At 61.9% G+C, this 24,622-nt stretch carries 28 protein-coding genes; 7 read left to right on the top strand and 21 right to left on the bottom strand.

The window, feature by feature from the left end; all coding sequences use genetic code 11:
• Nucleotides 1–100: 100 nt before the first annotated feature.
• From rpsB to NKJ01_RS24580, 5 genes are all read right to left on the bottom strand, one after another.
• Nucleotides 101–889, bottom strand: coding sequence for a 30S ribosomal protein S2 (gene rpsB, locus NKJ01_RS24600; protein ID WP_023759253.1), 789 nt, complete (start codon nt 887–889; stop codon nt 101–103).
• 175 nt (nt 890–1,064) lie between these two features.
• Nucleotides 1,065–1,673 carry a LysE family translocator gene (locus tag NKJ01_RS24595; RefSeq protein ID WP_352606240.1) on the bottom strand — a complete coding sequence of 203 codons (609 nt, stop codon included), beginning with the start codon at nt 1,671–1,673 and terminating at the stop codon, nt 1,065–1,067.
• A complete protein-coding gene (locus NKJ01_RS24590) occupies nt 1,670–1,948 on the bottom strand; it encodes a DUF4031 domain-containing protein (protein ID WP_352606238.1) in 279 nt (92 codons plus the stop codon). Before NKJ01_RS24590 ends, NKJ01_RS24595 begins: the two co-directional genes overlap by 4 nt.
• A 59-nt stretch (nt 1,949–2,007) precedes the next feature.
• Nucleotides 2,008–3,246 (bottom strand): lysophospholipid acyltransferase family protein, encoded by a 1,239-nt coding sequence (locus NKJ01_RS24585; protein ID WP_352606236.1) that lies wholly within the window; start codon nt 3,244–3,246, stop codon nt 2,008–2,010.
• Between the two features lie 165 nt (nt 3,247–3,411).
• On the bottom strand, nt 3,412–4,239 hold the full coding sequence (locus tag NKJ01_RS24580; protein ID WP_023759257.1) for a cell envelope integrity EipB family protein: 828 nt from the start codon (nt 4,237–4,239) through the stop codon (nt 3,412–3,414).
• A gap of 138 nt (nt 4,240–4,377) precedes the next feature.
• On the opposite strand from NKJ01_RS24580, the gene NKJ01_RS24575 reads away from it, so the two are divergent.
• From NKJ01_RS24575 to NKJ01_RS24560, 4 genes are all read left to right on the top strand, one after another.
• Nucleotides 4,378–4,842: a RidA family protein gene (locus tag NKJ01_RS24575; RefSeq protein ID WP_352606234.1), complete on the top strand. Its 465-nt coding sequence runs from the start codon at nt 4,378–4,380 to the stop codon at nt 4,840–4,842.
• A gap of 14 nt (nt 4,843–4,856) precedes the next feature.
• On the top strand, nt 4,857–5,585 hold the full coding sequence (locus tag NKJ01_RS24570) for a glycerophosphodiester phosphodiesterase (RefSeq protein WP_352606232.1): 729 nt from the start codon (nt 4,857–4,859) through the stop codon (nt 5,583–5,585).
• A gap of 50 nt (nt 5,586–5,635) precedes the next feature.
• Complete coding sequence (locus tag NKJ01_RS24565; RefSeq protein ID WP_352731735.1) at nt 5,636–6,850, top strand: GNAT family N-acetyltransferase; 1,215 nt, start codon at nt 5,636–5,638, stop codon at nt 6,848–6,850.
• Nucleotides 6,851–6,942: 92 nt separating this feature from the next.
• Entirely contained in the window at nt 6,943–7,374 is a 432-nt protein-coding gene (locus NKJ01_RS24560) for an HIT family protein (RefSeq protein ID WP_352731733.1), read from the top strand.
• A 210-nt stretch (nt 7,375–7,584) separates the two neighbouring features.
• On the opposite strand, the gene clpA is transcribed toward NKJ01_RS24560, so the two are convergent.
• From clpA to NKJ01_RS24545, 3 genes are all read right to left on the bottom strand, one after another.
• Nucleotides 7,585–10,053: an ATP-dependent Clp protease ATP-binding subunit ClpA gene (gene clpA / locus NKJ01_RS24555; protein ID WP_023759262.1), complete on the bottom strand. Its 2,469-nt coding sequence runs from the start codon at nt 10,051–10,053 to the stop codon at nt 7,585–7,587.
• Between the two features lie 6 nt (nt 10,054–10,059).
• A complete protein-coding gene (clpS, locus tag NKJ01_RS24550; RefSeq protein WP_010909565.1) occupies nt 10,060–10,389 on the bottom strand; it encodes an ATP-dependent Clp protease adapter ClpS in 330 nt (109 codons plus the stop codon).
• A gap of 295 nt (nt 10,390–10,684) precedes the next feature.
• Nucleotides 10,685–11,014: a phasin family protein gene (locus NKJ01_RS24545; RefSeq protein ID WP_023759263.1), complete on the bottom strand. Its 330-nt coding sequence runs from the start codon at nt 11,012–11,014 to the stop codon at nt 10,685–10,687.
• A gap of 283 nt (nt 11,015–11,297) precedes the next feature.
• Here NKJ01_RS24545 and NKJ01_RS24540 point away from each other — a divergent pair, with 283 nt between their 5' ends.
• A complete protein-coding gene (locus NKJ01_RS24540; protein WP_352731730.1) occupies nt 11,298–12,710 on the top strand; it encodes an SPOR domain-containing protein in 1,413 nt (470 codons plus the stop codon).
• Nucleotides 12,711–12,756: 46 nt separating this feature from the next.
• Here the strand turns inward: NKJ01_RS24540 and NKJ01_RS24535 are convergent, their stop codons facing one another.
• The 4 genes from NKJ01_RS24535 to NKJ01_RS24520 form a co-directional block, all read right to left on the bottom strand.
• Entirely contained in the window at nt 12,757–13,455 is a 699-nt protein-coding gene (locus tag NKJ01_RS24535; RefSeq protein WP_352731728.1) for a DnaJ domain-containing protein, read from the bottom strand.
• Nucleotides 13,455–14,186: a VWA domain-containing protein gene (locus NKJ01_RS24530; RefSeq protein WP_352731726.1), complete on the bottom strand. Its 732-nt coding sequence runs from the start codon at nt 14,184–14,186 to the stop codon at nt 13,455–13,457. Before NKJ01_RS24530 ends, NKJ01_RS24535 begins: the two co-directional genes overlap by 1 nt.
• Nucleotides 14,187–14,269: 83 nt before the next feature.
• Nucleotides 14,270–14,707 (bottom strand): DUF1489 family protein, encoded by a 438-nt coding sequence (locus NKJ01_RS24525; protein ID WP_352731724.1) that lies wholly within the window; start codon nt 14,705–14,707, stop codon nt 14,270–14,272.
• Between the two features lie 78 nt (nt 14,708–14,785).
• Nucleotides 14,786–16,189 (bottom strand): L-serine ammonia-lyase, encoded by a 1,404-nt coding sequence (locus NKJ01_RS24520; protein ID WP_352731721.1) that lies wholly within the window; start codon nt 16,187–16,189, stop codon nt 14,786–14,788.
• Nucleotides 16,190–16,625: 436 nt separating this feature from the next.
• Here NKJ01_RS24520 and NKJ01_RS24515 point away from each other — a divergent pair, with 436 nt between their 5' ends.
• Complete coding sequence (locus NKJ01_RS24515; protein ID WP_352731718.1) at nt 16,626–17,339, top strand: DUF599 domain-containing protein; 714 nt, start codon at nt 16,626–16,628, stop codon at nt 17,337–17,339.
• Here NKJ01_RS24515 and NKJ01_RS24510 read toward each other — a convergent pair.
• The 6 genes from NKJ01_RS24510 to NKJ01_RS24485 all read right to left on the bottom strand — a co-directional run bounded on the left by NKJ01_RS24510 (nt 17,318) and on the right by NKJ01_RS24485 (nt 21,730).
• Complete coding sequence (locus NKJ01_RS24510) at nt 17,318–18,109, bottom strand: YdcF family protein (RefSeq protein WP_352731716.1); 792 nt, start codon at nt 18,107–18,109, stop codon at nt 17,318–17,320. The two genes, NKJ01_RS24515 and NKJ01_RS24510, sit on opposite strands and share 22 nt — an antisense overlap.
• Nucleotides 18,110–18,138: 29 nt before the next feature.
• Entirely contained in the window at nt 18,139–19,704 is a 1,566-nt protein-coding gene (locus tag NKJ01_RS24505) for an amidase (protein ID WP_352731714.1), read from the bottom strand.
• Nucleotides 19,704–20,159, bottom strand: a complete 456-nt coding sequence (locus tag NKJ01_RS24500) for a GNAT family N-acetyltransferase (protein ID WP_352606210.1) — start codon at nt 20,157–20,159, stop codon at nt 19,704–19,706. The genes NKJ01_RS24505 and NKJ01_RS24500 overlap by 1 nt, the downstream gene beginning before the upstream one ends.
• A 7-nt stretch (nt 20,160–20,166) precedes the next feature.
• Nucleotides 20,167–20,454: an Asp-tRNA(Asn)/Glu-tRNA(Gln) amidotransferase subunit GatC gene (gene gatC / locus NKJ01_RS24495; protein ID WP_023759273.1), complete on the bottom strand. Its 288-nt coding sequence runs from the start codon at nt 20,452–20,454 to the stop codon at nt 20,167–20,169.
• Nucleotides 20,455–20,584: 130 nt separating this feature from the next.
• Entirely contained in the window at nt 20,585–20,971 is a 387-nt protein-coding gene (locus NKJ01_RS24490) for a hypothetical protein (protein ID WP_352731797.1), read from the bottom strand.
• A gap of 51 nt (nt 20,972–21,022) precedes the next feature.
• Nucleotides 21,023–21,730: a metal-dependent hydrolase gene (locus tag NKJ01_RS24485; RefSeq protein WP_023759275.1), complete on the bottom strand. Its 708-nt coding sequence runs from the start codon at nt 21,728–21,730 to the stop codon at nt 21,023–21,025.
• A 122-nt stretch (nt 21,731–21,852) separates the two neighbouring features.
• Here NKJ01_RS24485 and ruvX point away from each other — a divergent pair, with 122 nt between their 5' ends.
• Nucleotides 21,853–22,359: a Holliday junction resolvase RuvX gene (gene ruvX, locus NKJ01_RS24480; RefSeq protein ID WP_352731711.1), complete on the top strand. Its 507-nt coding sequence runs from the start codon at nt 21,853–21,855 to the stop codon at nt 22,357–22,359.
• On the opposite strand, the gene NKJ01_RS24475 is transcribed toward ruvX, so the two are convergent.
• The 3 genes from NKJ01_RS24475 to NKJ01_RS24465 form a co-directional block, all read right to left on the bottom strand.
• A complete protein-coding gene (locus NKJ01_RS24475; protein ID WP_352731709.1) occupies nt 22,277–22,618 on the bottom strand; it encodes a DUF6105 family protein in 342 nt (113 codons plus the stop codon). The genes ruvX and NKJ01_RS24475 overlap by 83 nt on opposite strands.
• Complete coding sequence (locus tag NKJ01_RS24470; protein ID WP_352731707.1) at nt 22,618–23,175, bottom strand: hypothetical protein; 558 nt, start codon at nt 23,173–23,175, stop codon at nt 22,618–22,620. The genes NKJ01_RS24475 and NKJ01_RS24470 overlap by 1 nt, the downstream gene beginning before the upstream one ends.
• A gap of 121 nt (nt 23,176–23,296) precedes the next feature.
• A protein-coding gene (locus tag NKJ01_RS24465; RefSeq protein WP_502898192.1) for an IS630 family transposase occupies nt 23,297–24,258 on the bottom strand; the annotation gives its coding sequence in 2 pieces (ribosomal slippage) (nt 23,297–23,917 and nt 23,920–24,258; 960 coding nt in all).
• Nucleotides 24,259–24,622 lie beyond the last annotated feature (364 nt).

Raw genomic sequence — 24,622 nt, 5'->3', positions numbered from 1 at the left:
TTGGTTTTAAATGCACCGACGCACCATCGATATTCGATGATGCGTCTGTTTAGCGTGCCAAAATATGAGAAAGATGAAGGCCGCAACCGGCCGTCGATTGTCAAGCTTCGGGGGCTTCCGACGCCGGGGCCGGGGCCGGCTCGAGCGCCGGCTCGACCGGGGCTTCGACCGAAGCACCGATGTCGATACCGAGCGCGCCTTGCTGGCGGGCGATGCCGTCGATCGCAGCCTTGGCGATCAGATCGCAATAAAGCTGGATGGCGCGGGCCGCGTCGTCATTGCCGGGGATCGGAAAGTCGATCTTGTCGGGATCGCAGTTCGAATCGATGATGGCGACGACCGGGATGCCGAGACGCTTGGCCTCGAGGATGGCGATCGCTTCCTTGTTGGTGTCGATGACGAACATCAGGTCGGGCGTCGAGCCCATGTCCTTGATGCCGCCCAGCGCCTTGTCGAGCTTCTCGCGCTCGCGATCGAGGTTGAGGCGCTCCTTCTTGGTCAGGCCCTGGGCCTCGCCGGCCAGCATCTCGTCGAGCTTGCGCAGGCGCTGGATCGAATTCGAGATCGTCTTCCAGTTGGTCAGCATGCCGCCGAGCCAACGCGAGTTGACATAGTACTGAGCCGAACGCTGTGCCGCATCGGCGACGATGTCGGACGCCTGGCGCTTGGTGCCGACGAACAGCACGCGGCCGCCCTTGGCGACAGTGTCGGACACCTGCTTCAGCGCCTGGTGCAGCAAAGGCACCGTCTGCGAGAGGTCGATGATGTGGATGTTATTGCGTGCGCCGTAGATATAGGGCGCCATCTTCGGGTTCCAGCGGTGGGTCTGGTGGCCGAAGTGAATGCCAGCTTCCAAAAGCTGGCGCATGCTGAAATCAGGCAGTGCCATTCAAAGTTCCTTTCCGGTTAGCCTCCACGGACACAGGCATTTTTGGACTTTGTCCTCGAACGCCACCGGAGGTTTCAGCCGGATTTCTCCCGGGCAGACACCAAAGTCCGTGTGTGGAATGAGCGCGCATATAGAGGGGATACGCGACAAACGCAAGCCGTGCGGCGCTTCACGCTCAGCGTGCGGCAATCAGCGCCCCGGTGCCGATCATGGCACTGCCGGCAAACCGGTTCATCAGTCGCATGCGCCTCGGCGTCCTGAACCAGCCCGAAGCCCTGCCCGCGAGCGCAGCATAGAAACCCATAGTGAGGATGTTGACGCTGATCACGACCAGGACCACCAGCAGGCCGTCGGCAAGGGTCATGGTGTCGAGGTTCAGGATCAGCGGCATGATCGAGGCGTGGAACAGGATCGCCTTCGGATTGCCGAGCGCAATGGACGCACCGAGGAAGAATGACCGCGACAATCTTGCCTGCGTCGCCTGCGGCTCATTCGATTGCGCGGCCGCGCGCCACATCCTGACGCCGAGAAAGATCAGATAGGCAGCGCCCGCATATTTCAGCAGCAGGAAAATCCATTCGAACGTCTGGGCCAGCGCCACCAGTCCGAGCAATGCCAGTGTGACCAGCACGGCATCGCCGGCGGCAACACCGACTCCGGCCATGAACGCGCGAAGGAACCCGCGCGACACGCCGTTGGTGATGACCGCGAACATCGCCGGTCCCGGCGTCGCGGCGGCAAGAGTGATCGCAGCGCAGTAAGTCAGAAATGCTGTCAGCGTCACGATCGGACCTTTCCCTTCGGCACCCGCACCCGCCGAAAGATCGCGACGATCTCCTCGCGGCTGCATTCGATGGCGCCGAGCCGCACCGCACGGTCGCGCTCGAAGCCGGTTATGTCATAATGCGGCGCCGATGTCTTGGGCGGCCCCTGGTAGGATGAACGCTTGATCGCCAGCTCCGCGGCGAAGCGATGCAGTTCGTCGGTGTCGTCGGCCAACAGATGGCACCAGCGATGGCCAGCCCAATTCCAGATCGCTGCGTCGACATAGACTGCCATGAAGCTTGCTGTCTGCCTTCCATCTTTCACGACAGTCGGCCACATGGCCCGTCCGGATGTCAGTGACGATAGAATGGATTCGGATAGAAAATGAAGCTGCCTTTGGCCGCAAGCTCGGTCACGGTGCTGGTGACGGTTTCCTGCATGCGACGGTGCAGTTCGGCAACCGCATCATCGATCGAGCCCGCATACGCATGCAGGCCCAGCGCCTCCGGCACCCGGATGTGGGCGCAACGCGGCCCGGCCGGCTGCGGAATGAACCGGTTCATCGTGTCACGTAGTCCGTTCCGGCAATAATCGTTGCGGATCCGCTTCAGATGTTCGGCGATCTCCTCCTGGGTGATGCGCGGGTTGGCCGAGGCCCAGGGCCCGACGCGTTGTAGCCTCTGAATGGTGTCGGCAAGCGTGCGAACCTCCTTTTGCCGTTCCGCATCGCCGGTGTTTTCGCGCTGCCAGCGACGCGCCCGACGCAGAAGCTCGGCGGTATCGATGGCAGTGTCGGCCGAGATGCTCTCGCCGAGCCGGCGGCCGAGCTCGATGACCAACGCTTTCCGGCGCTCGGTATATGTCGCGCCTTCGTCGGATTGTATGCCGCAGGCGGCTTCATCGCGGGTCAGCAGCGTCGAATAGACATGGTGGATGCGCTGCGGCAGTGTGTCGGTCGCCTGGCGTTCTATCTTCAGGCTTTTCTCGACATAGGCGCATTCCTTTGCCAGCGCCGCTTCGACATTCCCGGTGAAGGCAAGCTTCCAGACGACCGGCGCGATCCAGACCTTGAAATCCGGATCCGTGGCCCGGCCGCGCCGGAGAGCCTCAAGCCCCATCTCCACGGCACCCGGCAGCAGCGGCGCGACGACATTGGCATGCCAGCCGACGCCGCCTTCGGGATGCAGCAGCACGCCATGGCCCTTCAAGGCCCAGGCGATGGAGTGTTCCTTAGCTGCCCCGCTGTTGCCCGGAATCTGGGCGATCAGGTTGTTGGCCAGCCAGAATTTCTGCATCATTCTGCCGAGACCGTTGACGACGCCATTCGTCGCCCATGACGCAGTGAGCGGGCTGACCTGCGAGACGATCTCCTTGTCGATCATCCAGTCGGTGAAGAACTCGGGGTGATTGGGCGTGATGAAGGTCGCCTTCCCCGCCCCGCAACTGGCCTTCAGCTGCTCAAGGTCGGCGTCGGGCAAGTCGATGTGGCGGACATTGGAGACGCCGCGCAAACCGGCTAGGCGGTTGAACGGCAACAGATCGCGAAATCCGGGAATGCCGCGCAGCATGACGATCCGGTTAACGGATGTCATGGCCCTGATCAGTAACCGGCTAGGTCTCGGCGCAACGAAGACATCGATCTTGCTCAAGCTGCTCCCCCCTTGCGCCTGGACGCTGGGGAGAGGTTGAGAGAAAATTGCGGCACGTTCAAGTCGTTCGCCACGGCGTGGCATGCTTAACCGGTCCGGATCGAAGCCTTATTTCGTCGGGCAGGCTTTCGTCTGGTCGAACAGCGACAGATTGACCAGCTTGCCCGTCATCGAGAAGTCGCCATAGTCCATGGTGAGGTCACGGGTGATGCCGTTCTCATGCAGTTTGAAGCTGATGCGGTATTCCGGCACCTCTTCGCCGGTCTTGCCGGTGTCGTCGAAATAGGCGATGTCGACCGGCCAATACTTTTCGGTGGCGAGCTTCGCCAGTGCCGGAGCCTCCGGATCGGCCTTGTCGGCATCGGTTTTCTTGCCGACGACGACGGTGGTGGTCATCACCTTGTTGGCATCTTCGGAACCGTCGAACAGATTGGTTTCGTAGAAATTCTCGCCCTTTTCGGCCTTGCCGATCAGTTCGACCAGATGCTGGGTCGGGAACTGGGTGGTCGACAGCTCGACGCTGTTCTTTTCCGGCTTGTCGATATCGACCTTCAGGCCCTTGGTCTCCTTCGTGGCGATGCCCTTGACCTCCTTGTCGAGGTTCTGATCGACGAAGGACTTCGTCACAAACGAGAATGTTTTGCCTTCGGCATCCTCGAAAGTGGTTGTCTGCTGGTCGGTCAGCCTGGTGTTGTCGGCGGTCACGATCTGGGTCACGAAACGGAATTTCACCGTATAGCCTTCACAGGCAGAGCCGTTGAACTCATAGACCATGCGACCGGATATGCCTGTGATGCCGGACTGATCGGACGCCTTTTTCAGGGTAAGGTCGTAGACGGCGCGGTGGGCTTGCAGCGCCGGCGCGGCAAAGGCCGGGCCGATCGAGAAGATCCCCGACAACAGGACGGCATGGAATGCAAGGCGCGCTGCGCGCATAAGGTACTCCGATCGTCGCGGCTGATGGTATGCCGCAGGGAAAGATGGTCCAGCTTAAAAAAAGTCATGGCGGAAGCGAGGCAAAAATAGCAATTTCGGCCCGGCCAGCGCGGCGTCACCAAGCAATAGGGAAATACCATGAGTGAAACAATCGAAAAGCGGCTAAGCGATCTGGGCGTGACGCTTCCTGTCGCCGCCGCGCCCGCCGCCAACTACGTGCCCTATTGCAGGACCGGCAATTTGCTGTTCACCGCCGGGCAGTTGCCGCTCAAGGATGGCAAGCTGCAGGCGAGCGGACTGCTTGGCCGCGATGTCGACACGGCAGGCGGCAAGGACGCGGCAAAGCACTGCGCGATCAACATCCTGGCGCAGGCCAAGGCAGCGCTCGGCGACCTCGAGAAAATCCGCCGGCTGGTGAAGATCACCGTTTTCGTGGCTTCGACACCTGAGTTTGTCGAACAGCATCTGGTTGCCAACGGCGCCTCCGATTTCCTGGTTGCGGCCCTCGGCGAACGCGGTAAGCATTCACGCTCGGCTGTCGGCACCGCCTGCCTGCCGCTTAATGCCGCAGTGGAAATCGAAGCCGTCTTCGAAGTCGAATGAGCCAGGGGACAGATATGACCGACCTATCCTGGCTGACCGCCCGGCCCGTCGCCCATCGCGGCTTTCACGACATGAACAAGAAGCGCTGGGAAAACACGCTTTCCGCCTTTGCGGCCGCGGCCGAGCGTGGCTATGCCATCGAATGCGATGTGCACCTGTCGTCTGACCGCGTTCCCGTCATCATCCATGATGGCGATCTCAAGCGCCTGACCGGCCAGGACGGCTTCGTCTGGCAGCGCAGCGCGGCGGAACTGGCGGCGCTCAAGATCGGTGGCACGGCAGACCATGTGCCGACGCTGCAGGAAGTGCTCGACCTGATCGATGGCCGCGTGCCGCTGGTCGTCGAACTGAAGGGCGTGCCAGGCTATGACGAAGGCTTGGTGGCAAGCGTCGGCAAGATGCTCAAGCGCTACAAGGGCAAAGCCGCGATCATGTCGTTCGACCACTGGCTGATCCGCGATTTCCCGAAGGACGCGCCGGGTATCCCGGGGGGACTCACCGCCTACGGCAACGACGTCAGGTTGATCGAAGCGCATTTCGCCATGCTTGCGCACGAGATCGCCTTCACCTCCTATGCCGCCGGTGACCTGCCGAACCGGTTCGTCAGCTTCGTGCGTGAAAAGCTGAAAATGCCTGTCATCACCTGGACCGTGCATGACCAGCCGGCTGTCGACCTGACCTTCAGATACGCCGACCAGATGACATTCGAAGGGTTCGAACCCGATCTGGTCAAAGTCGCCTGAGTGCCTGAAACGTGACTTGTACCGAGCGGGACGGAGCTTAAATAAGCCTCATGGATCAAGGCGACGAGGGCGATGGCCAAATAGCAAATGCGAACTATTCGATCCGCGTCGCCGCGGGCATCGGCGCTTTCACCTGCGATGAATGGGACAGCCTCGGCGGGACCACGCGCGGCGACGCAGAAAATGGCTACAACCCACTCGTTTCATTCGCTTTCCTGAGCGCGCTCGAAGAGTCCGGCTGCGCCGTGCGGCGCACCGGCTGGCAGGGCCACCATCTCAGGCTGGAGGATGGGCAAGGAAGATTGCTCGGCGCGGTTCCCTGCTATCTCAAGTCGCACAGCCAGGGCGAATATGTGTTCGATCATGGCTGGTCGGATGCCTTCGAGCGGGCCGGCGGCCGCTACTATCCCAAGCTGCAAAGCGCTGTGCCGTTCACGCCGGTCACCGGCCCTCGCCTGTTGGTCAGCAAGGGCGAGGACAGCGCCACGGTGAAGGCCGGTCTCGCGGCGGGTCTGAAAGCGGTCACGCAAAAACTCGGCGTCTCTTCCGCGCATGTCACCTTCGCGCAAGAGAGCGACGTGAAGGTGCTGGAAGCGGCAGGTTTCCTGCACCGCACCGACCAGCAATTCCATTTCTTCAACGAAGGCTTTTCGACCTATGACGACTTCCTCGCCACCCTTGCCTCACGCAAGCGAAAGGCGATGAAGAAGGAAAGGCGCGAGGCGCTTGCAGATGGCATTTCGATCGACCGGCTGACCGGCAAGGACATCACCGAAAAGGCCTGGGACGATTTTTATGCCTTCTACATGGACACCGGCAGCCGCAAATGGGGCCGCCCCTATCTCAACCGGCAGTTCTTCTCGCTGATCGGCGAGCGCATGGCCGACGACATCCTTCTGGTAATGGCCAGGCGCAACGGGCGCTACATTGCCGGGGCCATCAATTTCATCGGCTCCGACGCACTCTATGGCCGCAACTGGGGCTGCATCGAGGATCATCCCTTCCTGCATTTCGAGGTCTGCTACCATCAGGCGATCGACTTCGCCATCGAGCGCAAGCTGAAGGTGGTCGAGGCAGGCGCGCAAGGCGAGCACAAACTGGCGCGCGGCTACCGGCCGGTGACCATGCATTCGGCGCACTACATCGCCCATCCCGGCCTGCGCAACGCCGTTGCCGACTATCTCAGGCGCGAACGCCATGAGGTGGAGCGGATGAGCGAATATCTCGAAGAGCATACCCCGTTCCGCAAGGATTTGGAGGAATAGCGACCCGGCTGCCCGCAGGGCAGGATCGACGATCGTCTTGCCGACTTTCGACGGCTTCGCTACAGCAAAAGTCACAATCGGGAGCATTTGCCATGGCTGAAACCGCTTATGACACCGACAACATCTTCGCGAAAATCCTGCGCGGCGAAATTCCCTCGCACCGTGTCTACCAGGATGATGCGTTCATAGCCTTCATGGATGTGATGCCGCAGGGGCCGGGCCATACGCTCGTGGTGCCGAAGGTGCCGTCGCGCAACCTGCTCGACGCCGATCCGTCAATTTTCGGCCCGCTCTTCGCGGTCGTTCAGAAAGTGGCGCAGGCGGTGAAAAAGGCCTTCGGCGCCGACGGCGTCACCGTCATGCAGTTCAATGAGCTGGCCTCGGGCCAGACCGTTTATCATCTCCATGTGCATGTCATCCCGCGCTTCGACGGCATCCCGCTGAAGCCACACACGGGCGCGATGGAAAAGCCGGAGGTGTTGGCCGAAAACGCCGAAAAGATACGGGCGGCACTGCAAAGCTGACACCGCAATCGCCGGCAAACGGAACAGTTTAGGTCGGGCTGAGCCCATCACTCGATCGCACTCGGCCGTGCGATGCCTTGCTGCAGCAGCCGGCAGCGCGCTGGCCGCATGCCCTCTCCATGATGATTTCGACCGGGCAGCGAACACCGACAAGCAGCACTCGCTCCATGAAAAAGCCCCGTCTCCGGGGCTTTTTCGACTCTCATCAAGTCAGTTCTTTCTGGGCAGTTGCGGCACGAGGCTGCGCTTGCCGCCGTCCTTGCCTTTGGCTTCGGGCTTCTGCGCCACCAGCTTCTTGGCCGCGGGCTTTTTCGCCACGGCCTTTCTGGGCTTCGGCGTTTCTTCCGGCTCTTCCTTCTTCGGCTTGACCGGTGCCTCGTCGGCGAGCGATTCGAGCTTCAGGCCGGTCTCGCCGGTTTCCTTCTTCTCGACGGTGACACGCACCGTACCGCCCTTCTTGAGCTTGCCGAACAGCACCTCGTCGGCCAGCGGCTTCTTGATGTGCTCCTGGATCACCCGGCCGAGCGGCCGCGCTCCCATGCGCTCGTCATAACCCTTGTCGGCGAGCCAGGCGATCGCATCCGGCGACAGGTCGAAGGTGACGCCACGCTCGGAAAGCTGGGCCTCGAGCTGCATGACGAACTTCTGCACCACCTGGTGGATAACCGGTACCGGCAGCGAGCCGAACGGGATGATCGCATCGAGACGATTGCGGAACTCCGGCGTGAACAGGCGGTTGATCGCCTCGACATCGTCGCCTTCGCGCTTGGTCGAGCCGAAGCCGATCGCCGCGCGCTGCGCATCCGACGCACCCGCATTGGTGGTCATGATCAAGATCACATTGCGGAAGTCGATCTGCTTGCCGTTGTGGTCCGTCAGCTTGCCGTGGTCCATCACCTGCAACAGGATGTTGAACAGGTCCGGATGCGCCTTCTCGACTTCGTCCAGCAACAGCACGCAGTGCGGATGCTGGTCGACGCCATCGGTCAAAAGGCCGCCCTGGTCGAAGCCGACATAGCCGGGAGGCGCGCCGATCAGCCGCGATACGGTGTGACGTTCCATGTACTCCGACATGTCGAAGCGGATCAGCTCGACGCCGAGAGAGGCGGCCAACTGCTTGGCCACTTCGGTCTTGCCGACGCCGGTCGGGCCGGAGAACAGGTAGGAACCGATTGGCTTTTCCGGTTCACGCAGGCCCGCACGCGCCAGCTTGATGGCCGAGGTCAACGCGGTGATCGCGGTGTCCTGGCCATAGACGACGCGCTTCAGCTCGATGTCGAGGCCCTGCAGCACCTTCTCGTCATCGGCCGAAACCGTCTTCGGAGGGATGCGCGCCATGGTGGCGATCGTGGCTTCGATCTCCTTGATGCCGATGGTCTTCTTGCGCTTGGCTTCCGGCACCAGCATTTGCGAGGCGCCGGTCTCGTCGATCACGTCGATCGCCTTGTCCGGCAGCTTGCGGTCGTTGATGTAGCGCGCCGACAGCTCCACCGAGGCCTTGATCGCCTCGTTGGTGAACTTCACCTTGTGGAATTCCTCGTAATAGGGCTTCAGGCCCTTCATGATCGCGATGGCGTCCTCGATGGTCGGCTCGTTGACGTCGATCTTCTGGAAGCGTCGCACCAGGGCGCGGTCCTTCTCGAAGAACTGGCGGAATTCCTTGTAGGTGGTCGAACCGATGCAGCGGATCGCACCCGACGACAAGGCCGGCTTTAACAGGTTCGACGCGTCCATGGCGCCGCCTGATGTGGCCCCTGCCCCGATCACCGTGTGGATCTCGTCGATGAACAGCACAGCACCTGGATAGTCCTCGAGCTCTTTGACGACCTGCTTCAGCCGTTCCTCGAAGTCACCGCGATAGCGCGTGCCTGCGAGCAACGTGCCCATGTCGAGCGCAAAGATGGTGGCGTTGTGCAGCACTTCGGGAACGTCGCCTTCGACGATGCGCTTGGCCAGGCCTTCGGCGATCGCCGTCTTGCCGACGCCGGGATCGCCGACATAGAGCGGGTTGTTCTTGGAGCGGCGGCACAGCACCTGGATGGTGCGGTTGATCTCGGACTCGCGGCCGATCAGCGGGTCGATCTTGCCGGCCTTGGCCTTGTTGTTGAGGTTGATGCAATAAGCTGTCAGCGCGTCCTGCTGCTGCTTCTTCTTGCCGCCTTCCTCCTGCGGCTCGGCGCCGTTCTGGCCGCCCTGCTCGTCTTCGGCGCCGCGCGGCGAGCGTGTTTCCGACGCGCCCGGACGCTTGGCAATGCCGTGCGAGATGTAGTTGACCGCGTCGTAGCGGGTCATCTGCTGTTCCTGCAGGAAATAGGCGGCATGGCTCTCGCGCTCGGCGAAGATGGCGACGAGCACGTTGGCGCCCGACACTTCCTCGCGGCCCGATGACTGCACATGGATCACCGCGCGCTGGATGACGCGCTGGAAACCGGCCGTCGGCTTGGAGTCCTCGTCGTAGCCGGTGACCAGGTTGTCGAGCTCGGTGTCGATATAGGTGAGAACCGTATGCTTGAGCTCATCGAGATCGACATTGCAGGCGCGCATGACGGCAGCCGCCTCGGTGTCGTCGATGAGCGCGAGCAACAGATGTTCAAGGGTTGCGTATTCATGGTGCCGCTCATTGGCGAGCGTCAGCGCTTGGTGAAGCGCCTTTTCCAGGCCTTGGGAGAAAGCCGGCATGTTACCTCACTTCTTCTCCATCACGCATTGCAGCGGATGCTGATTCTGTCGGGCGAAATCCATGACCTGGGACACTTTGGTCTCGGCCACCTCGAATGTATAGACCCCGCACTCGCCCACTCCATGATTGTGAACATGAAGCATGATGCGTGTGGCGGCTTCGCGGTCCTTCTGGAAAAAACGCTCCAGCACGTGAACCACGAACTCCATGGGCGTGTAGTCGTCGTTGAGGATGAGGACCCGATAAAGGCTGGGCTTCTTGGTTTTGGTTTTCGTGCGCGTGATGACGGCCGTCCCGCGGCCGGCCTCATTGCCGTCGCCGCCGCCGTTTTGCATCCGCACCACGCATCTCGTGGCAGTCAAACCGATCGTCACGTATTCCTGCCTCTTTCGAATCCCCATGCGAACTCGACATGTAGGTGTTCGATGGACGATTTTAAGCCCTTCTGTTTAGCTGACAATATGGCTAGGTGACCAAACTTGGACGATTTTCGCAATCGTGAAGGGCGCGAGGCCTTTGATCGGCAATTGAAAACAAAAACCCGGCCGCGTTTCCGCTGCCGGGTTTTTTACGGGCCCAAAGGGCCAACTCTGAGTCGTGTCTGGACGAAGCTAATTCGCCGGGCGAAAATTACTTCGCCTTGGCAACGATCGATTCGAAGGGCTTGTAAGCTTCCTTGGCGAGTTCGGCATAAAGGTCGCCAATCTTGGTGGCCTCGGCGACGAACGCCTCGTAGGACTGCTTGGCATAATCCGACTGGATCTCGATCGCCTTTTCCAGCGACTTGGCCGAAAACAGCTTCTCTATAGTAGCGCTGCCTGACTCAAAACTCTTCTTGGTGTATTCGCCAGCCTCGGTGGCGATCGCCTGGGCGCCCTTGGAGAGCGACGCGAAGCTCTTCAATCCGGTGTCGGCAAACTCTTTGCCGTATTTGCTGAAGTCCTCATAGGTCTGGGTCATTTCTAATTCCCTTGACGGTTGAGGCGTCCTTCTTCGGGGCGCCCTTGTGCAGTGCACCTTAATATATTGTGCGTCGCACAAAAGTCAATATTCCACCGGCGCGCGAACCCGCCTGCGCAGCCAATGGCTAAAAATCGAATAAAGAGAGCTTCAAGCTCGAAGAAAATGGTGAACGCGGCGGTTACCATAAACGGATTGGTAACGCTGCCCCGGTAGCTTGGCCGGAAGCGAGGCAGGACCCTTTGCCGCCTCCAGCGCAACGAAGAATCCAAGGGAAGTACCAGTGCGTAAGGCGTTGTTGGGCATCGTTTCCAAATCCACCTCCCCTCTCAAAACGATCATGATCATCGCCATGGCGATGGCATTCGTTTGCGGCGACGTTGCCTCGTCGCTGGCGGCGAGGTCGGCGGCCATCGTCATCGACGCCAAGACCGGCAAGGTGCTGTATTCGGCGGACGCCGACGGCAGGCGCTATCCGGCATCGCTGACCAAGATGATGACGCTCTACCTGACCTTCGAAGCACTGGCGAAGGGAAAGATCAGCACGAACTCGCCAGTCGTGTTTTCGGCCCATGCATCCGCCGAGGCACCGACGAAACTCGGGGTTAAGCCGGGCGGTTCTGTCACGGTCGAGACCGCGATCCTGTCGATTGTCACCAAGTCAGCGAACGACTCGGCCACCGCGCTAGGTGAAATGCTCGGCGGCAATGAACCCACTTTTGCCCGCATGATGACCGCCAAGGCACGGGCGCTGGGCATGAACGGCACCGTCTTCCGCAACGCCAATGGCCTGCCCGACCCCGGCCAGTTCACCACCGCGCGCGACATGGCGACGCTTGGCATCGCGCTGAGGGAGCATTTCCCGCAGTATTACGGCTATTTCTCGCAGCGTTCCTTTCTCTACGGGCGCCAGCGCATCAACGGCCACAACCGCCTGCTCGGACGCATCAAGGGCGTCGACGGCATCAAGACGGGCTACACCCGCGCCTCCGGCTTCAATCTCGTCTCGTCGGTTTCCGACGGCAATCGCCGCCTCGTCGGCGTGGTCATGGGCGGCACTTCCGGCGGCAGCCGCGATAACCAGATGGCGATGTTGATCAACACCTACTTGCCGAGGGCCTCTACCCGAGGCGGCGGCGATCTGGTCGCCAAGGCCGGCGGCAACAACCCGGTCACTGCGCTTGCCAAGGTGCTCCTGCCCAAGCACGACGCGCCGACGCCGGACGACAAGCCTGTTGTGGCGCAGGAAGATGCCACGGTTGCCGAGGACGCCACCGTCGCGGAAGACGACACCGCGCAGGCCGAAGAGGCAGCCCCGGTCGTCAAGACCAGGAAGGTCAAGACCGTCATCGTCTCGGCCCCTCAAATTGCCACTGCCCAGGTCGTCGCTGCTTACGCCGAGCCGACGCCGGCTGCGCCTGTCGATCCGGTCAGCACGGCGTCGGTGCCGTCGGGCTGGGCCATTCAGGTCGCCTCGTCGCCGAAACAGTCTGAAGCCCAGGCTTTCCTCGACAAGGCCGCCAAGAAGGCACCCAACGTGTTGGCCGACGCGTCCGGCTTCACCGTCGCCTTCGACAAGGACGGGGTCACCTATTACCGCGCCCGCTTTGGTGGCTTTGGTTCGAAGACCGCCGCCTGGAAGACCTGTACCGCTTTGAAGAAGAAGAACATCGAGTGCTACGCCGTCCAGCAGTAGGACGGCGTGGAAGCCATCTCCCGGAAAATTTCTGCGTCGAAGGAGACTAGTTGTGGTTGGAGAGCAAGACGTCCTTGGCTTCGTTAATCCGCGCCGCCAGGAAAGACGTGCCGCCGATATCGGGGTGGAGGCGCTGCATCAGGCGGCGGTGCGCCTTGCGGACATCCGCCGCGGCGGCCCCCGCTTCAAGACCAAGGACCTTGTAGGCCTCCTCCTTAGTCATGGCGCCCGAACCTGGCGCAACACCCAACCCTTCGCCACCGTCCGCATCAGTGTTTTTGCGCCAGACGGGAAATCTGCCGTCAAGATACGTCTCTAGCAGCTGTCGGCTCTCCGGGTCGCCGGAGAGTTCCCGGTAGAGATGCTGCAATTCGGCTAATCCCATCGCACCAAGCATCTTGCCTTCATGGCGGCCGGCCAGCACGAGGCCCTCCAGGCCGCCAGTAGCGTGATCAAGTTCCATTTCCAATGCGGCGGTACGCACCGTCGAACGCTTGCCCTGCACCGGTCTGGCCGTCTGGTGTTTCATCCGCACAGAACCGTACCAGGCAATTGCCGCGGCCAGTATGATGCCGGCGATGCCTTCGCGCCCGACCACAAGCAAAGTGACGCCGACCAGCGCCAGGAGAACCGGCCCGAGCGTGCGCATTCCGCTCGCCAGTTTTCCCGGATCGGCGCGCAGAAAGATGGTCACCGCGCCGAGAAGCACCAGAAGCAATGCTACGAATAAGATAACCGCGCCCATCAGTTCCCGCTGCCCCGCAGATGCTCGATCATCAGCCGGTCCTCCGGCCTGCCTCTGGCCTCGAGCGCCGCCAGCCCGCCGGTTGCAAACACCGCAACCGCCGAAAGCAGTTCGGCTAGAGTCGCGGCAGCCCGCCTATCAAATCGGAACCAAGCCCCTTTGGACAACCGGGCGATTTCCTTAAACGCTTTTTCTGCGCCGGAATCATGACCTTCCTGGAAAACGAAGACAGGAGCGCCATGCAGGCCGAGGCTGCCAGCCTTTTCGGCCAGATCGTCGATGTTTTCTTCCATGGCATCGCCGATATAGACCAGCGCATTGACCTTGGCCGTAGCGGTCTGTTTCAGCGCGTGCGTCAGCACCTTGCCGATCTGGGTGTGGCCGCTGCGGCATTGGATTCGCGTCATCAACTGCTTCAAGGCACTGGTATCGGTCACGAAAGCGGACGAACGGCACTCGCCCAGGCCGCGAAAATAGACCAGTTGGACACTGAGGGTTCCGGCCTTGCCGACGGCATCGAACATCTGGCCCTGCAGCTCACAAGCCAGATCCCAGGTCGGCTGGCGGCTCATCGTCGCGTCGAGCGAGAGGATCAGCCTGCCCGACCCCTTCGCCGAGGCAGCCAGCGTCCTTGCCTGCCGAAGAAAGGCTTCGATCTCGCCGGCATTGGATTGAGGTTTGACCGGCGCAGAATTGGCCCTTGCGGGCACGGGCTGCTTCTTGTCGTTCATGGAAACAAGATGTGGCGCTGTGCCGCCGCTTGCAAGCCCCGCCCAAGGCAACATTGAGAGCCAGAGGCTCGGATTCCGGGAGGTCAGAGCAGCCCGAGATCGGCAAGCTCGCGCCTGAGTTTCGGCGGCATCTCGATCAGCCCCGCCTTGCCCTGGCCTAGATCGGCCGGCGCGTCCGCCGGCTTCAGATAGCGCCAGCCCTGAAAGGCCCGCCGCGGCTGCCAGTCGGTTCGAACAACCTCGGGGTCGAGAATCAGGTGGCAACGGCCGATGCCCTCACGGTCGGTGAATGGCCGGATCTCGGTGATCAGCTGGCGGCACTGCACATTGCCCTTGATCACCCAGTAGAGCGAACCGCCATCGGTAACTTCGGCACCGCGCGTCGGCACCATGCGGGTGGTGTGATATTGCTCGACCGGCTCACCGGCGCGCCGCCGCTCGTCGAGACGGAAGGCGATCCACTCTTCGAGATCCTCAACGCTGTCGCAGCCGACACAGAGTTTTATGAGATTGAGAGACATCGCTTAAAGTTTAGTCCGCCGCGGGGACGCGTCAACGGCTTGATCGACCTTCTCCACAGTAGCAGTTTAGGCCAGCCCTCAGCACTCCACGACATTGACTGCTAGCCCGCCAAGGCTGGTTTCCTTGTACTTCTCGTTCATGTCGAGGCCGGTCTGGCGCATGGTTTCGATCGCCGCATCGAGCGGTACGAAATGGATGCCGTCGCCCTTGATGGCCAGTGACGCAGCCGTCACCGCCTTGACGGCGCCCAGCGCATTGCGCTCGATACACGGCACTTGCACCAGCCCGCCGACCGGATCGCAGGTCATGCCGAGATGATGTTCGAGCGCTATCTCGGCGGCGTTTTCGACCTGCTCAGGCGTGCCGCCCATCACGGCGCACAGGCCGGCCGCCGCCATCGCCGACGCTGACCCCACCTCGCCCTGACAGCCGACCTCGGCGCCCGAGATCGAGGCGTTGGTCTTGATGATGCCGCCAACCGCGGCTGCCGTGAGAAGGAAGTCGCGGATGCTAGGCTGGTCGGCCTCGGGATGGAAATGCAGCCAGTAGCGCAGCACCGCCGGCAGCGTGCCGGCAGCACCGTTGGTCGGCGCGGTGACGACGCGACCGCCGGCGGCATTCTCCTCATTGACCGCCATGGCATAGATCGACAGCCAGTCATTGGCGAGCAAGGGATTAGGCTTGTTCTGCTGCCACTGCTCCTGCAGCTTGTCATGCAGCATGCGGGCACGACGGCGCACCTTCAGTCCGCCCGGCATGATGCCGTCCTGCGACAGGCCACGGTCGATGCAGCCCTTCATGGCGCTCCAGATGTCGTCAAGGCCGGCATCGAGCTCCTCGCGCGACATCTGCGTCTCCTCGTTGACGCGCTTCATGTCGGCGATGGAAAGGCCGCTTTTGCCGGCCATGGCCAGCATCTCGACCGCGTTCTTGAACGGATAAGGCACCTTCTTGCCTTCTGATGTCACCGAGCCCTTGGCCTTCATCCGCTGCAGATCTTCTTCCGAAACCACGAAGCCGCCGCCGATCGAATAGTAGATGCGCTTGAGCAGCAGGCGGCCGCCTGAATCATAGGCGTAGAACGCCATGCCGTTGGCGTGTCCGGTGAGCGGAGTTTTGCGGTCCAGCACCAGATCGGTTGCCGGATCGAAGCGATAGGAGGGATGGCCGGGCGGCGAGATGCGCTTTTCGGCGGCGATGCGGCCGGCAATGCCATCGGCCTGGTCGGGATCGACCGTCTGTGGCGTCAGGCCGGCAAGGCCGAGCACGACGGCGCGATCCGAGCCATGGCCAATGCCGGTATAGGCGAGTGATCCGTGCAGGCTGGCGCCAAGCCGATCGACCTTCACGCCCGCCGGGCGCGGCCAGTCATTTCCCGCGACCTCATCGAGAAACCGCGCCGCAGCGGTCATCGGCCCCATCGTATGAGAACTCGAGGGTCCGATGCCGATCTTGAACAGGTCGAAAACCGAAAGGAACACGCGGCGTTGTCTCCTGGAGTCAGGTCGAGGATTACATATAGGAATTCCCAGATGTTTCCGCCCTTTTGGAAACCGCGGCGCCGCACCCGCCGACCTTGTTTGCTCCGGCAGCGACATTGATGCCGATCGCTGGTCAGGGCTACGAACTCGGGTTAACGGGTTTCTTCGGAGCCTTCGCCGGCGCGTAGGCTGACGGAAACGAAAAACCCGCCTGCGCGGCGGGTCACTGGCGCAAATCAGCACCATAGATAAATATGTACCATAGCTGAGGTCACGAAATCAAGAAAAAATTCCTATCGTGAAAAGCTACCGGCACAAAAGCTGCCGACACCGCCGAACTGGCCGTCGTCAGGTCTTTTGTTCACCTGAATTCGAAGCCCTAGATCGCTGGTTGCGGACATCGAAGCGACCGCACCGGATGTGATAGATTCAGCCTATGGGCGATTCTATCGAGCTTTCGACAGCCGATCTCGCGGCGCTGGCCTTCTTCCTCATCGCGTGGCTGCTGCACACGCTCGCCTCCGACGGCAAGCTGATCAGCCGCGTGTCGCTGACCACGGCGATGAATGCACAGCGGCAAGCCTGGATGCGGACCATGGCCGAGCGCGAGATCCGCATCGTCGACACCGCCATCATGAGCGGTCTGCAGCAAGGCACCGCCTTCTTCGCGTCCAGCTCACTGATCGCGATCGGCGGCTGCTTTGCCTTGCTGGGCGCGTCCGACCGGGTTCTTGAAGTGCTCAGCGATCTGCCCCTGGGCGGCGCCCCGTCACGCGCGGCCTTCCAGATAAAGGTGTTCGGACTGGTGCTGATCCTGGCGTTTTCGTTCTTTAAATTCGGCTGGGCTTATCGGCTGTTCAACTACTGCACGATCCTGATCGGCGCCGTGCCGATCCCGCATGGCGAAGCCTCGCGCAATCCGGTTACCGAAACGGCGGTGTGGCGCGCGACACAGATGAACATGCTCGCCGGAAAACATTTCAACGCCGGCCTGCGCGGTGTGTTCTTCTCGATCGGCTATCTCGGCTGGTTCGTAGACCCCATGGTGTTCGTGTTGTCGACGCTGTTGCTGCTGGCCGTGCTGGTGCGGCGCCAGTTCTTCTCAGCGGCCAGGCAAGCGGTGATCGGTCAGCCGCCAGGAAAAGGCTGATCGATCCGTCCTGACAGCCAGTAGGCGATCAACCCGATCCATTCGCGGATCGCCACGGTGGTAGCCTGCAACGAATCGGCTGGATTGTCGCGGAACAGGCCGATGCCTTCCCGCCCCGAGGTGCGATAGTCGACCGGCCAGGGAACGGTCGCAAAGCCGGCCTTGTCGAAAAGCGCCTTGGCGCGCGGCATATGGAAGGCAGAGGTCACCAGCAGCCAGGTCTCGCCGGGCTTCGGCGTCACCAATTCCTTGCTGAAGACGGCATTCTCATAGGTGTTGCGGGATTTGTTCTCCAGGATGAGGCGATTGGCCGTCACACCCAGCGCGGTGAGCAGACGAGGCGCGGTGGCGGCGTCGCCCTCGCCGTCGGGAAACAACTCGCCGGTGCCGCCCGAGACGATCACCTTGGCAGTGGGGAAGCGCTGGGCCAGAATCGCGGCCTCGACCATCCGATCGCCGCTGCTGTTAAGCTCGTAGCCGCCGCGCACCAGGTTGATGGAGCCTTCAAAACCGCCGCCGAGCACGACGATGCCGTCGACCTTTTCCGGCAGCTTCGGGCGCGCAAAGCGCTCTTCCAGCGGGTTGAGCATCATGGCGCCAAGCGACGTCCAGGCTGACAGCGCAAGGATCAGAAATGCCAGCACGCAGCCGGTGACCGCCAGCCGCCGCCGGCCGATCATCGCCGCGAGCAATCCCGCCAGCAGCAGGAAGATCGCCAAATTGAGCGGTTGGATGAAAAACCAGAATATTTTGGAAAAATAGAAGAACATCGCTCATCGCTCTCGGACGAGCGGCATGCTTACCACCACTTTTCCGGCTGAAATGTGCCGGCCGCCTGCTCGATGACGGCAGCGGTCTGGAACAGGGTTTCCTCGTCGAACGGCCGGCCGATCAGCTGCAGCCCAAGCGGCAGGCCCTTGGCGTCGAGCCCGGCAGGCACGGCAATGCCCGGCAAGCCGGCCATGTTCACCGTGACCGTGAAGATGTCGTTGAGATACATCTTGACCGGATCGGCCGCCATGTCCTCATCGGCGATGCCGAAGGCGGCGGATGGTGTTGCCGGGGTCAGGACGACATCGACGCCGGCGGCGAAGACGGTCTCGAAGTCGCGCTTGATCAGATTGCGCACCTTCTGCGCTTGCAGATAGTAGGCATCGTAATAGCCGGCCGACAGCACATAGGTGCCGATCATGATGCGGCGCTTGACCTCGCGGCCGAAACCGGCGGCGCGGGTCTTCTCATACATGTCGACGATGTCCTTGCCCGGTACGCGCAACCCGTAGCGGACGCCGTCATAGCGCGCGAGGTTGGACGAAGCCTCGGCGGGCGCCACGATGTAATAGGCCGGCAGCGCGTATTTCGTATGCGGCAGGGAAATGTCGACGATCTCGGCGCCGGCGTCCTTCAGCCAGGCAATGCCCTTCTGCCAAAGCGCCTCGATTTCTTCAGGCATGCCATCGACGCGGTATTCCCTGGGAATGCCGACCTTCATGCCCCTGATCGGCTTGCCGATCACCGCTTCATAATCCGGCACCGGCCGGTCGACCGAGGTCGTATCCTTCGGATCGACGGACGCCATCGACTTCAACAGGATCGCGGCATCGCGCACGTCGCGGGCGATCGGGCCGGCCTGGTCGAGCGACGAAGCGAACGCGACGATGCCCCAGCGCGAGCAGCGGCCATAGGTCGGCTTGATGCCGACGGTGCCTGTGAAGGCGGCCGGCTGGCGGATCGAGCCGCCAGTATCCGTCGCCGTGGCGCCGGCGCACAGGAAAGCCGAAACCGCGGTCGCCGAACCGCCGGAAGAACCACCCGGCACCAGCTGCGCGTTGTCCAGGCTGCGCGCGGTCCTGGTGCCGCCGGCCGAGACGAAGCCGCCGTCGCCCTGATGCGTCGTCGGCATCACCACCGTGTCGAGGCGCGAGCGCCGCCACGGGTTGATGACCGGCCCGTAATATGACGTCTCGTTCGACGAGCCCATGGCGAATTCGTCCATGTTGAGCTTGCCCAGCATGACCGCGCCGTCGGCCCACAGATTGGCGGTGACGGTCGATTCATAGCGCGGCTTGAAACCGTCGAGCACATGGCTGCAGGCCTGGGTATGGACGCCTTCGGTGCCGAACAGGTCCTTGATGCCGAGCGGGATGCCTTCCAGCGCACCGCCCTCGCCCTTCGCCAGTTTTGCGTCGGAGGCCTTGGCCATGTCGCGCGCCTTGTCGCCGGTCACCGCGACATAGGCATTGAGCGCCAGATTGGCGCGATCGATGGCCGACAGATAGGCCTCGGTGATCTCGGTCGCGGTGATCTCCTTGCCGCGCAGCTTGGCGCGGGCCTGCGAAATCGTCAGCTGGGTCAGGTCGCTCATCAAAGGCTCTTTTCGTAAAAAACCGACCACTTGGAATCGGGATAATCCAGCACCGGGCCGCAGCGCGAAAACCCGGCACGTTCGTAGACGGTCCACGCGGCGGGATGGCGATCGCCCGTCTCCAGAACCAGGCGCGTCAGCCCCTCATTGCGCGCCAGCGCCTCGACCCGCTCGACGATCCTGGCGCCGATCTTGCGGCCGCGATGCGAAGGCCGCGTGAACATGCGCTTGACCTCGCCGATGGCGCCGTCATGGCGCTTCAGCGCGCCGCAGCCAACAGCGAGACCATCCTCGCGGGCGATGAAGACGGTCGTGTCGTCGCCGGCCATCTGCTCGACCGTCAGGTGGTAGCAGTGCTCCGGCGGCGTCAATTCGAGCAAGGTTTCGTTGAGTTCCTGGACCAGGCCGCGCACGTCGTCCTGCAGCGGCGTCTCGATGGCGATCTCGATTGCCATCGGCCCGCTACTCCACGACCTTCGGAACGAGGAAGAAATTCTCGTCGGTCGCCGGCGCGTTGGCGACAATATCGGTCGCCTTGCTGCCGTCGGTGACAACGTCCTGGCGCTTCTTCATCTCCATCGGGGTCACCGAGGTCATCGGCTCGACGCCGGAAACATCGACCTCGTTCAGCTGCTCGACGAAGCCGAGGATGGCGTTCAGCTCGCCAGTCATGCGCTCGGCATCTTCTTCATTCACCGCGATGCGGGCGAGATGCGCGACGCGCTTCACTGTTTGCAGATCGACGGACATGTTTTTGCCTCGGGGAAAACCAGTTCGGGCTATAGCGGCGCCGCGCGCGGTGCGCAACATGCATCATGCGGCAGACCGGACCGTGGTGGCGGCCCGGCTCTCGGCCATCGGTCCAAGGGCAAGGTGCTGTCTACGGCAGGGCAACGCCCTCGCACAGATAGTAGCTGCCGCTGTTGCCGCTTGCCTCGCTTTCGCTATCGGTGGGCCGAACCGACACGAGATCGACCTGCTTCGGGTTGATTTGCGTCACCGAGAGGACATCCGGATAGACATAGCCCGGCTCCTGGCAGATTGCCGTCACCGCCCAGCTTGGCGAGGCCGTCGCCTTGCTGATCTGCAGAAACTCGCAATTGTATTCGACGCTTTGCAGGCCGCGGGCCGAAAGCACGATGTTCCCTGCGTCGACAAGCGTTTGCAGCGTGTCTTTTTTGGCCTGTTTGCAAAGCTCCTCGGACTGAAGATAGATGCCCTCTATGAAATCATCCGCGGCGAGCGCGGGCGACGCCGCAACAAACATGGACACGTAAAGAGATCGCCCCAACACCGATTTATTCCGCCTTGGCTACTTCTAAATCGTAATCGTCTCTCCGATGTCAGGCAATGCCACCGTCACACCGGATCCTTCCAGGCCGGCCTCGAACTTATCGGCGGTCGGATCGATCATCGGAAATGTGCCGAAGTGACAGGGAACCACGGTCTCGAACTTGAAGAACCGGCGACAGGCAAGTGCCGCCACCGCGCCACCCATGGTGAAGCGGTCGCCGATCGGCACGATGCCGATCTTCGGCTCGTGCAATTCGTTGATCAGCGCCATGTCGGAGAAGATGTCGGTGTCGCCCATGTGGTACAGCGTTTTGTCTTCCGGGAAGTGCAGGACGAGACCACCGGGATTGCCGAGATAGACGTTCTTGCCACCCTCTTCGCCAAACGAGGAGGAATGCAGCGCCTGGACGAACGTGGTGGTGAAGCTGCCGCAATCGACGGTGCCGCCGATGTTGCCGGGATTGATCTTCTTGTCGCTGACGCCCTTGCCGACCAGGTACATGCAGATCTCGAAATTCGCGACTAATTGGGCGCCGCTTTTGCCAAGCACTTCCAGCGCGCCGCTGATGTGGTCGCTGTGTCCATGCGTCAGCAGCACATGCGTGACGCCCTCAGCCGGCCCTTCCCAGCCGCCCGTCCAGGACGGATTGCCGATCAGATAGGGATCGATGAGGATCTTGGCGTCAGCGGTTTCAATGCGAAAGGCCGAGTGGCCATACCAGGTCAGTTTCATGGAACGCACTCCTCGATTTTTGGCTTGCCAAAGGATAGAACGCCGATAGACCGCAGATCAAAGGGTTACTGTGTCCGTTGTGCGTTTGAGAGAACACATAGCGGTGAAGGTGAAGGACGCCGGTGGGCATTATCACGATCGATGAATTGCCGGCGCGGTTAACCGGAGGCAAGACGCTGGCCGGGATCGACCTCGGCGATAAGACGATTGGCGTCGCGGTGTCGGACCAGGGGTTTTCCTTCGCCCATCCGCGACCAGTCATCATGCGAAGGAAATTCTCGCTCGATGCGGCGGTGCTGCTCGCCTTGCTGCAAAAGGAGAACGCGGGCGCGGTGGTGATCGGGCTGCCGATCAACATGGACGGTTCAGAAGGGCCTCGCGCTCAGAAATCGCGCGCCTTCGTCCGCAACATGGCGCAGATCAGCGACCTGCCCTTCGTGCTCTGGGATGAAAGGCTATCGACGGTCGCGGCCGAAAGAACGCTGATCGAGATGGACTTCTCGCGCCGCAAACGCGCCGGCAAGATCGATTCGGCGGCAGCCGCGTTTATTCTGCAGGGAGTTTTGGACCGGCTTCAGTCGCTCCACGCATCCGGTCGAACGGACCCGGACCTGCCCAACGCCGGCTGAGCCAGCCTGTGATCTCGCGACGGCGGCGGAACGCCCACAACGCCATCAGCAGAAACCCGTCGAAGACGCAGGCCTTTGCCACCATGTCGGGGATGGTCGCCGGATCGATGCCGAGCATCTGACCATAGAGCTGGAAGAAGATGTCGTGCATCTGTCGGCTGAGCATCGTGTAGCCAAAATTGATGTCATTGGCCGACAGATAGAACCAGCCCCAGAAAATCGCCATGGGGGCCGCCCAGGATGCGAAGATGTAACGCATCAGCGGTCTCCCCCGGAATTAGAGCCTGTTCGGCCCGATATGAGTGAAAGCAGCGAATTGTGGGCCGCGGCCTTTGCCATGCCATGCGCGACGGCGCGAACCTCGCCCTCGCCCGAAGCAACTGCCGCAACCGCGGACCGCCGCTCGGCAAGCATGGCGACATAAGACGCCTGAAGTGCGGCCAACTGCACGGCGACAACCATGAACAGCCCGTTGATGCCTTGCGCGGCGCCACCGACCACGATCAGCGACAACACGCCGGACGCGCAGATGAAGGCGATCCGGGCAACGCTGTCGACGCCCTGGCTGGTAGCGTCGTTGATCAGGGTTTCGACAAAGGCCCAGAAGAACAGCACCGCCACGACGAGCAATGCGGTCGCGAGCGGCGCCACGACGACAAATTTGTCGAGGTCGATGAAGCGGCTATCCTCGATTGTGGCTCCCAACACGCCGAGAGCCGTCGCCACACCACGGCTTCCGTCGATGCAGATGAGTGCGAGCAGGGCGAAAACGATCGCCCAGTGCAAGGCCAGAAAAGAGGTCAGTACGTGTCGCATCGCCGTTCCCGCTTCGCAAAGCAAGGAGCGGCCAAATTTGAACCATTCCCTGCTTTCGCCGGGACAGTGGGCCCTGCCGCTCGACACCGCAACGGAAACCATTTGTTAAGGTTAACGGCGATTAGAGCGGGATGAATTTAGGTTGGGCATAGCCAGCCTCGGTGAAGTAATTTCGGCATTCGGTTGACGTGACCTCGCCGAGGATTTGGCCGATGGCGTCACAGACGGTTTCGACTGTTCGCTTGGCAGCCTTGCGCAGCCAGTGCTTGAGCTTGGCGAAGAGCTTCTCGATAGGATTGAGGTCGGGCGAGTATTTCGGCAGCAAGAACAGCCTGGCGCCGGCTGAGCGAATGGCGCGGCGCACGGCCTTGCCCTTGTGCGAGCCGAGATTGTCCATGACGACGATGTCGCCTGGCTTGAGGGTGGGGACGAGAACCTTGTCGACGTAGAGCTGGAAACGCTCGCCGTTGATCGGTCCGTCGATGAGCCATGGTGCATCGACACGGTCATGGCGCAGCGCCGCCAGGAAGGTCATTGTCTTCCAATGGCCGTGTGGCACCTTGGCTTTGATCCTCTCGCCGCGCGGCGCCCATCCCCTGAGCGGCGCCATGTTGGTTTTGGTCCATGTCTCGTCGATGAACACCAGGCGGGAAGGATCGATACGGTCCTGATACTTGGTCCACTGTGCCCGCCGGCGCGCCACATCCGGGCGATCCTGCTCAGCCGCGATCAGCGTCTTTTTTTGTGACTGAGCTTCTCGGCGTGGACGAACTCCCACACCGAGCGGTAGTCGACCGCAAGGCCGCGCTCGGCCAGTTCGGCCACAAGTCCGCGTAGCGTAAAATCCGCGGCCCGGCAGCGCACCAGCAGCCACTCCCGATGCTCACCGGCAATCTTCTTCGGTCTGTGCCCACCCATCTTGCCGGGCGCAAGACTGTTCGTTTCGCGCAACCGGCTCACCCATCTGATGACGGTGCTGATCCCAACCTCAAAGCGCACTGCCGCCTGCCGCCGCGACAGGCCACCCTGCTCAACTGACGCAACAACCCGTTCGCGAAGATCCATCGAGTAAGGCTTGCCCATCCATGCTGACCTCCTTGCCCAGCATGAACGTTGAATCTGGAGGGTTCTGTGTAGTCGCGGGCGCGATTGGGCGGGCATGCACGGGTCGCGACTACATTGAAGCCTGATTGAACTGAACCGCGGGATGGCGGGCGGGGCTATGGGGATTTAGGGCTCGACAGTGTGTCCGAGGCGCCGGAGCGGGCTCGCCGATCGCTCTTAGGCGGTCGCCCGTCGTCGCGATGCAGGACCATCTGCGACGCGAGAGACGGCGCCATTGGGTCGTTGACGCTGAGGTGTAGCGTTGCTGGCGACAGCCAGGCTGCGACTTTGACTAGCGGCGCGCAAAGGCCCTTCGGCGACTGTAGCAGACGCCGGGATGGAC

Origin of the sequence: Mesorhizobium sp. M0276, assembly GCF_040321755.1 — a bacterium.
Taxonomy (GTDB): Bacteria; Pseudomonadota; Alphaproteobacteria; order Rhizobiales; family Rhizobiaceae; genus Mesorhizobium.
The sequence above is the reverse complement of the archived record's forward strand: the minus strand, read 5'-3'. Positions and strand labels throughout refer to the sequence as shown.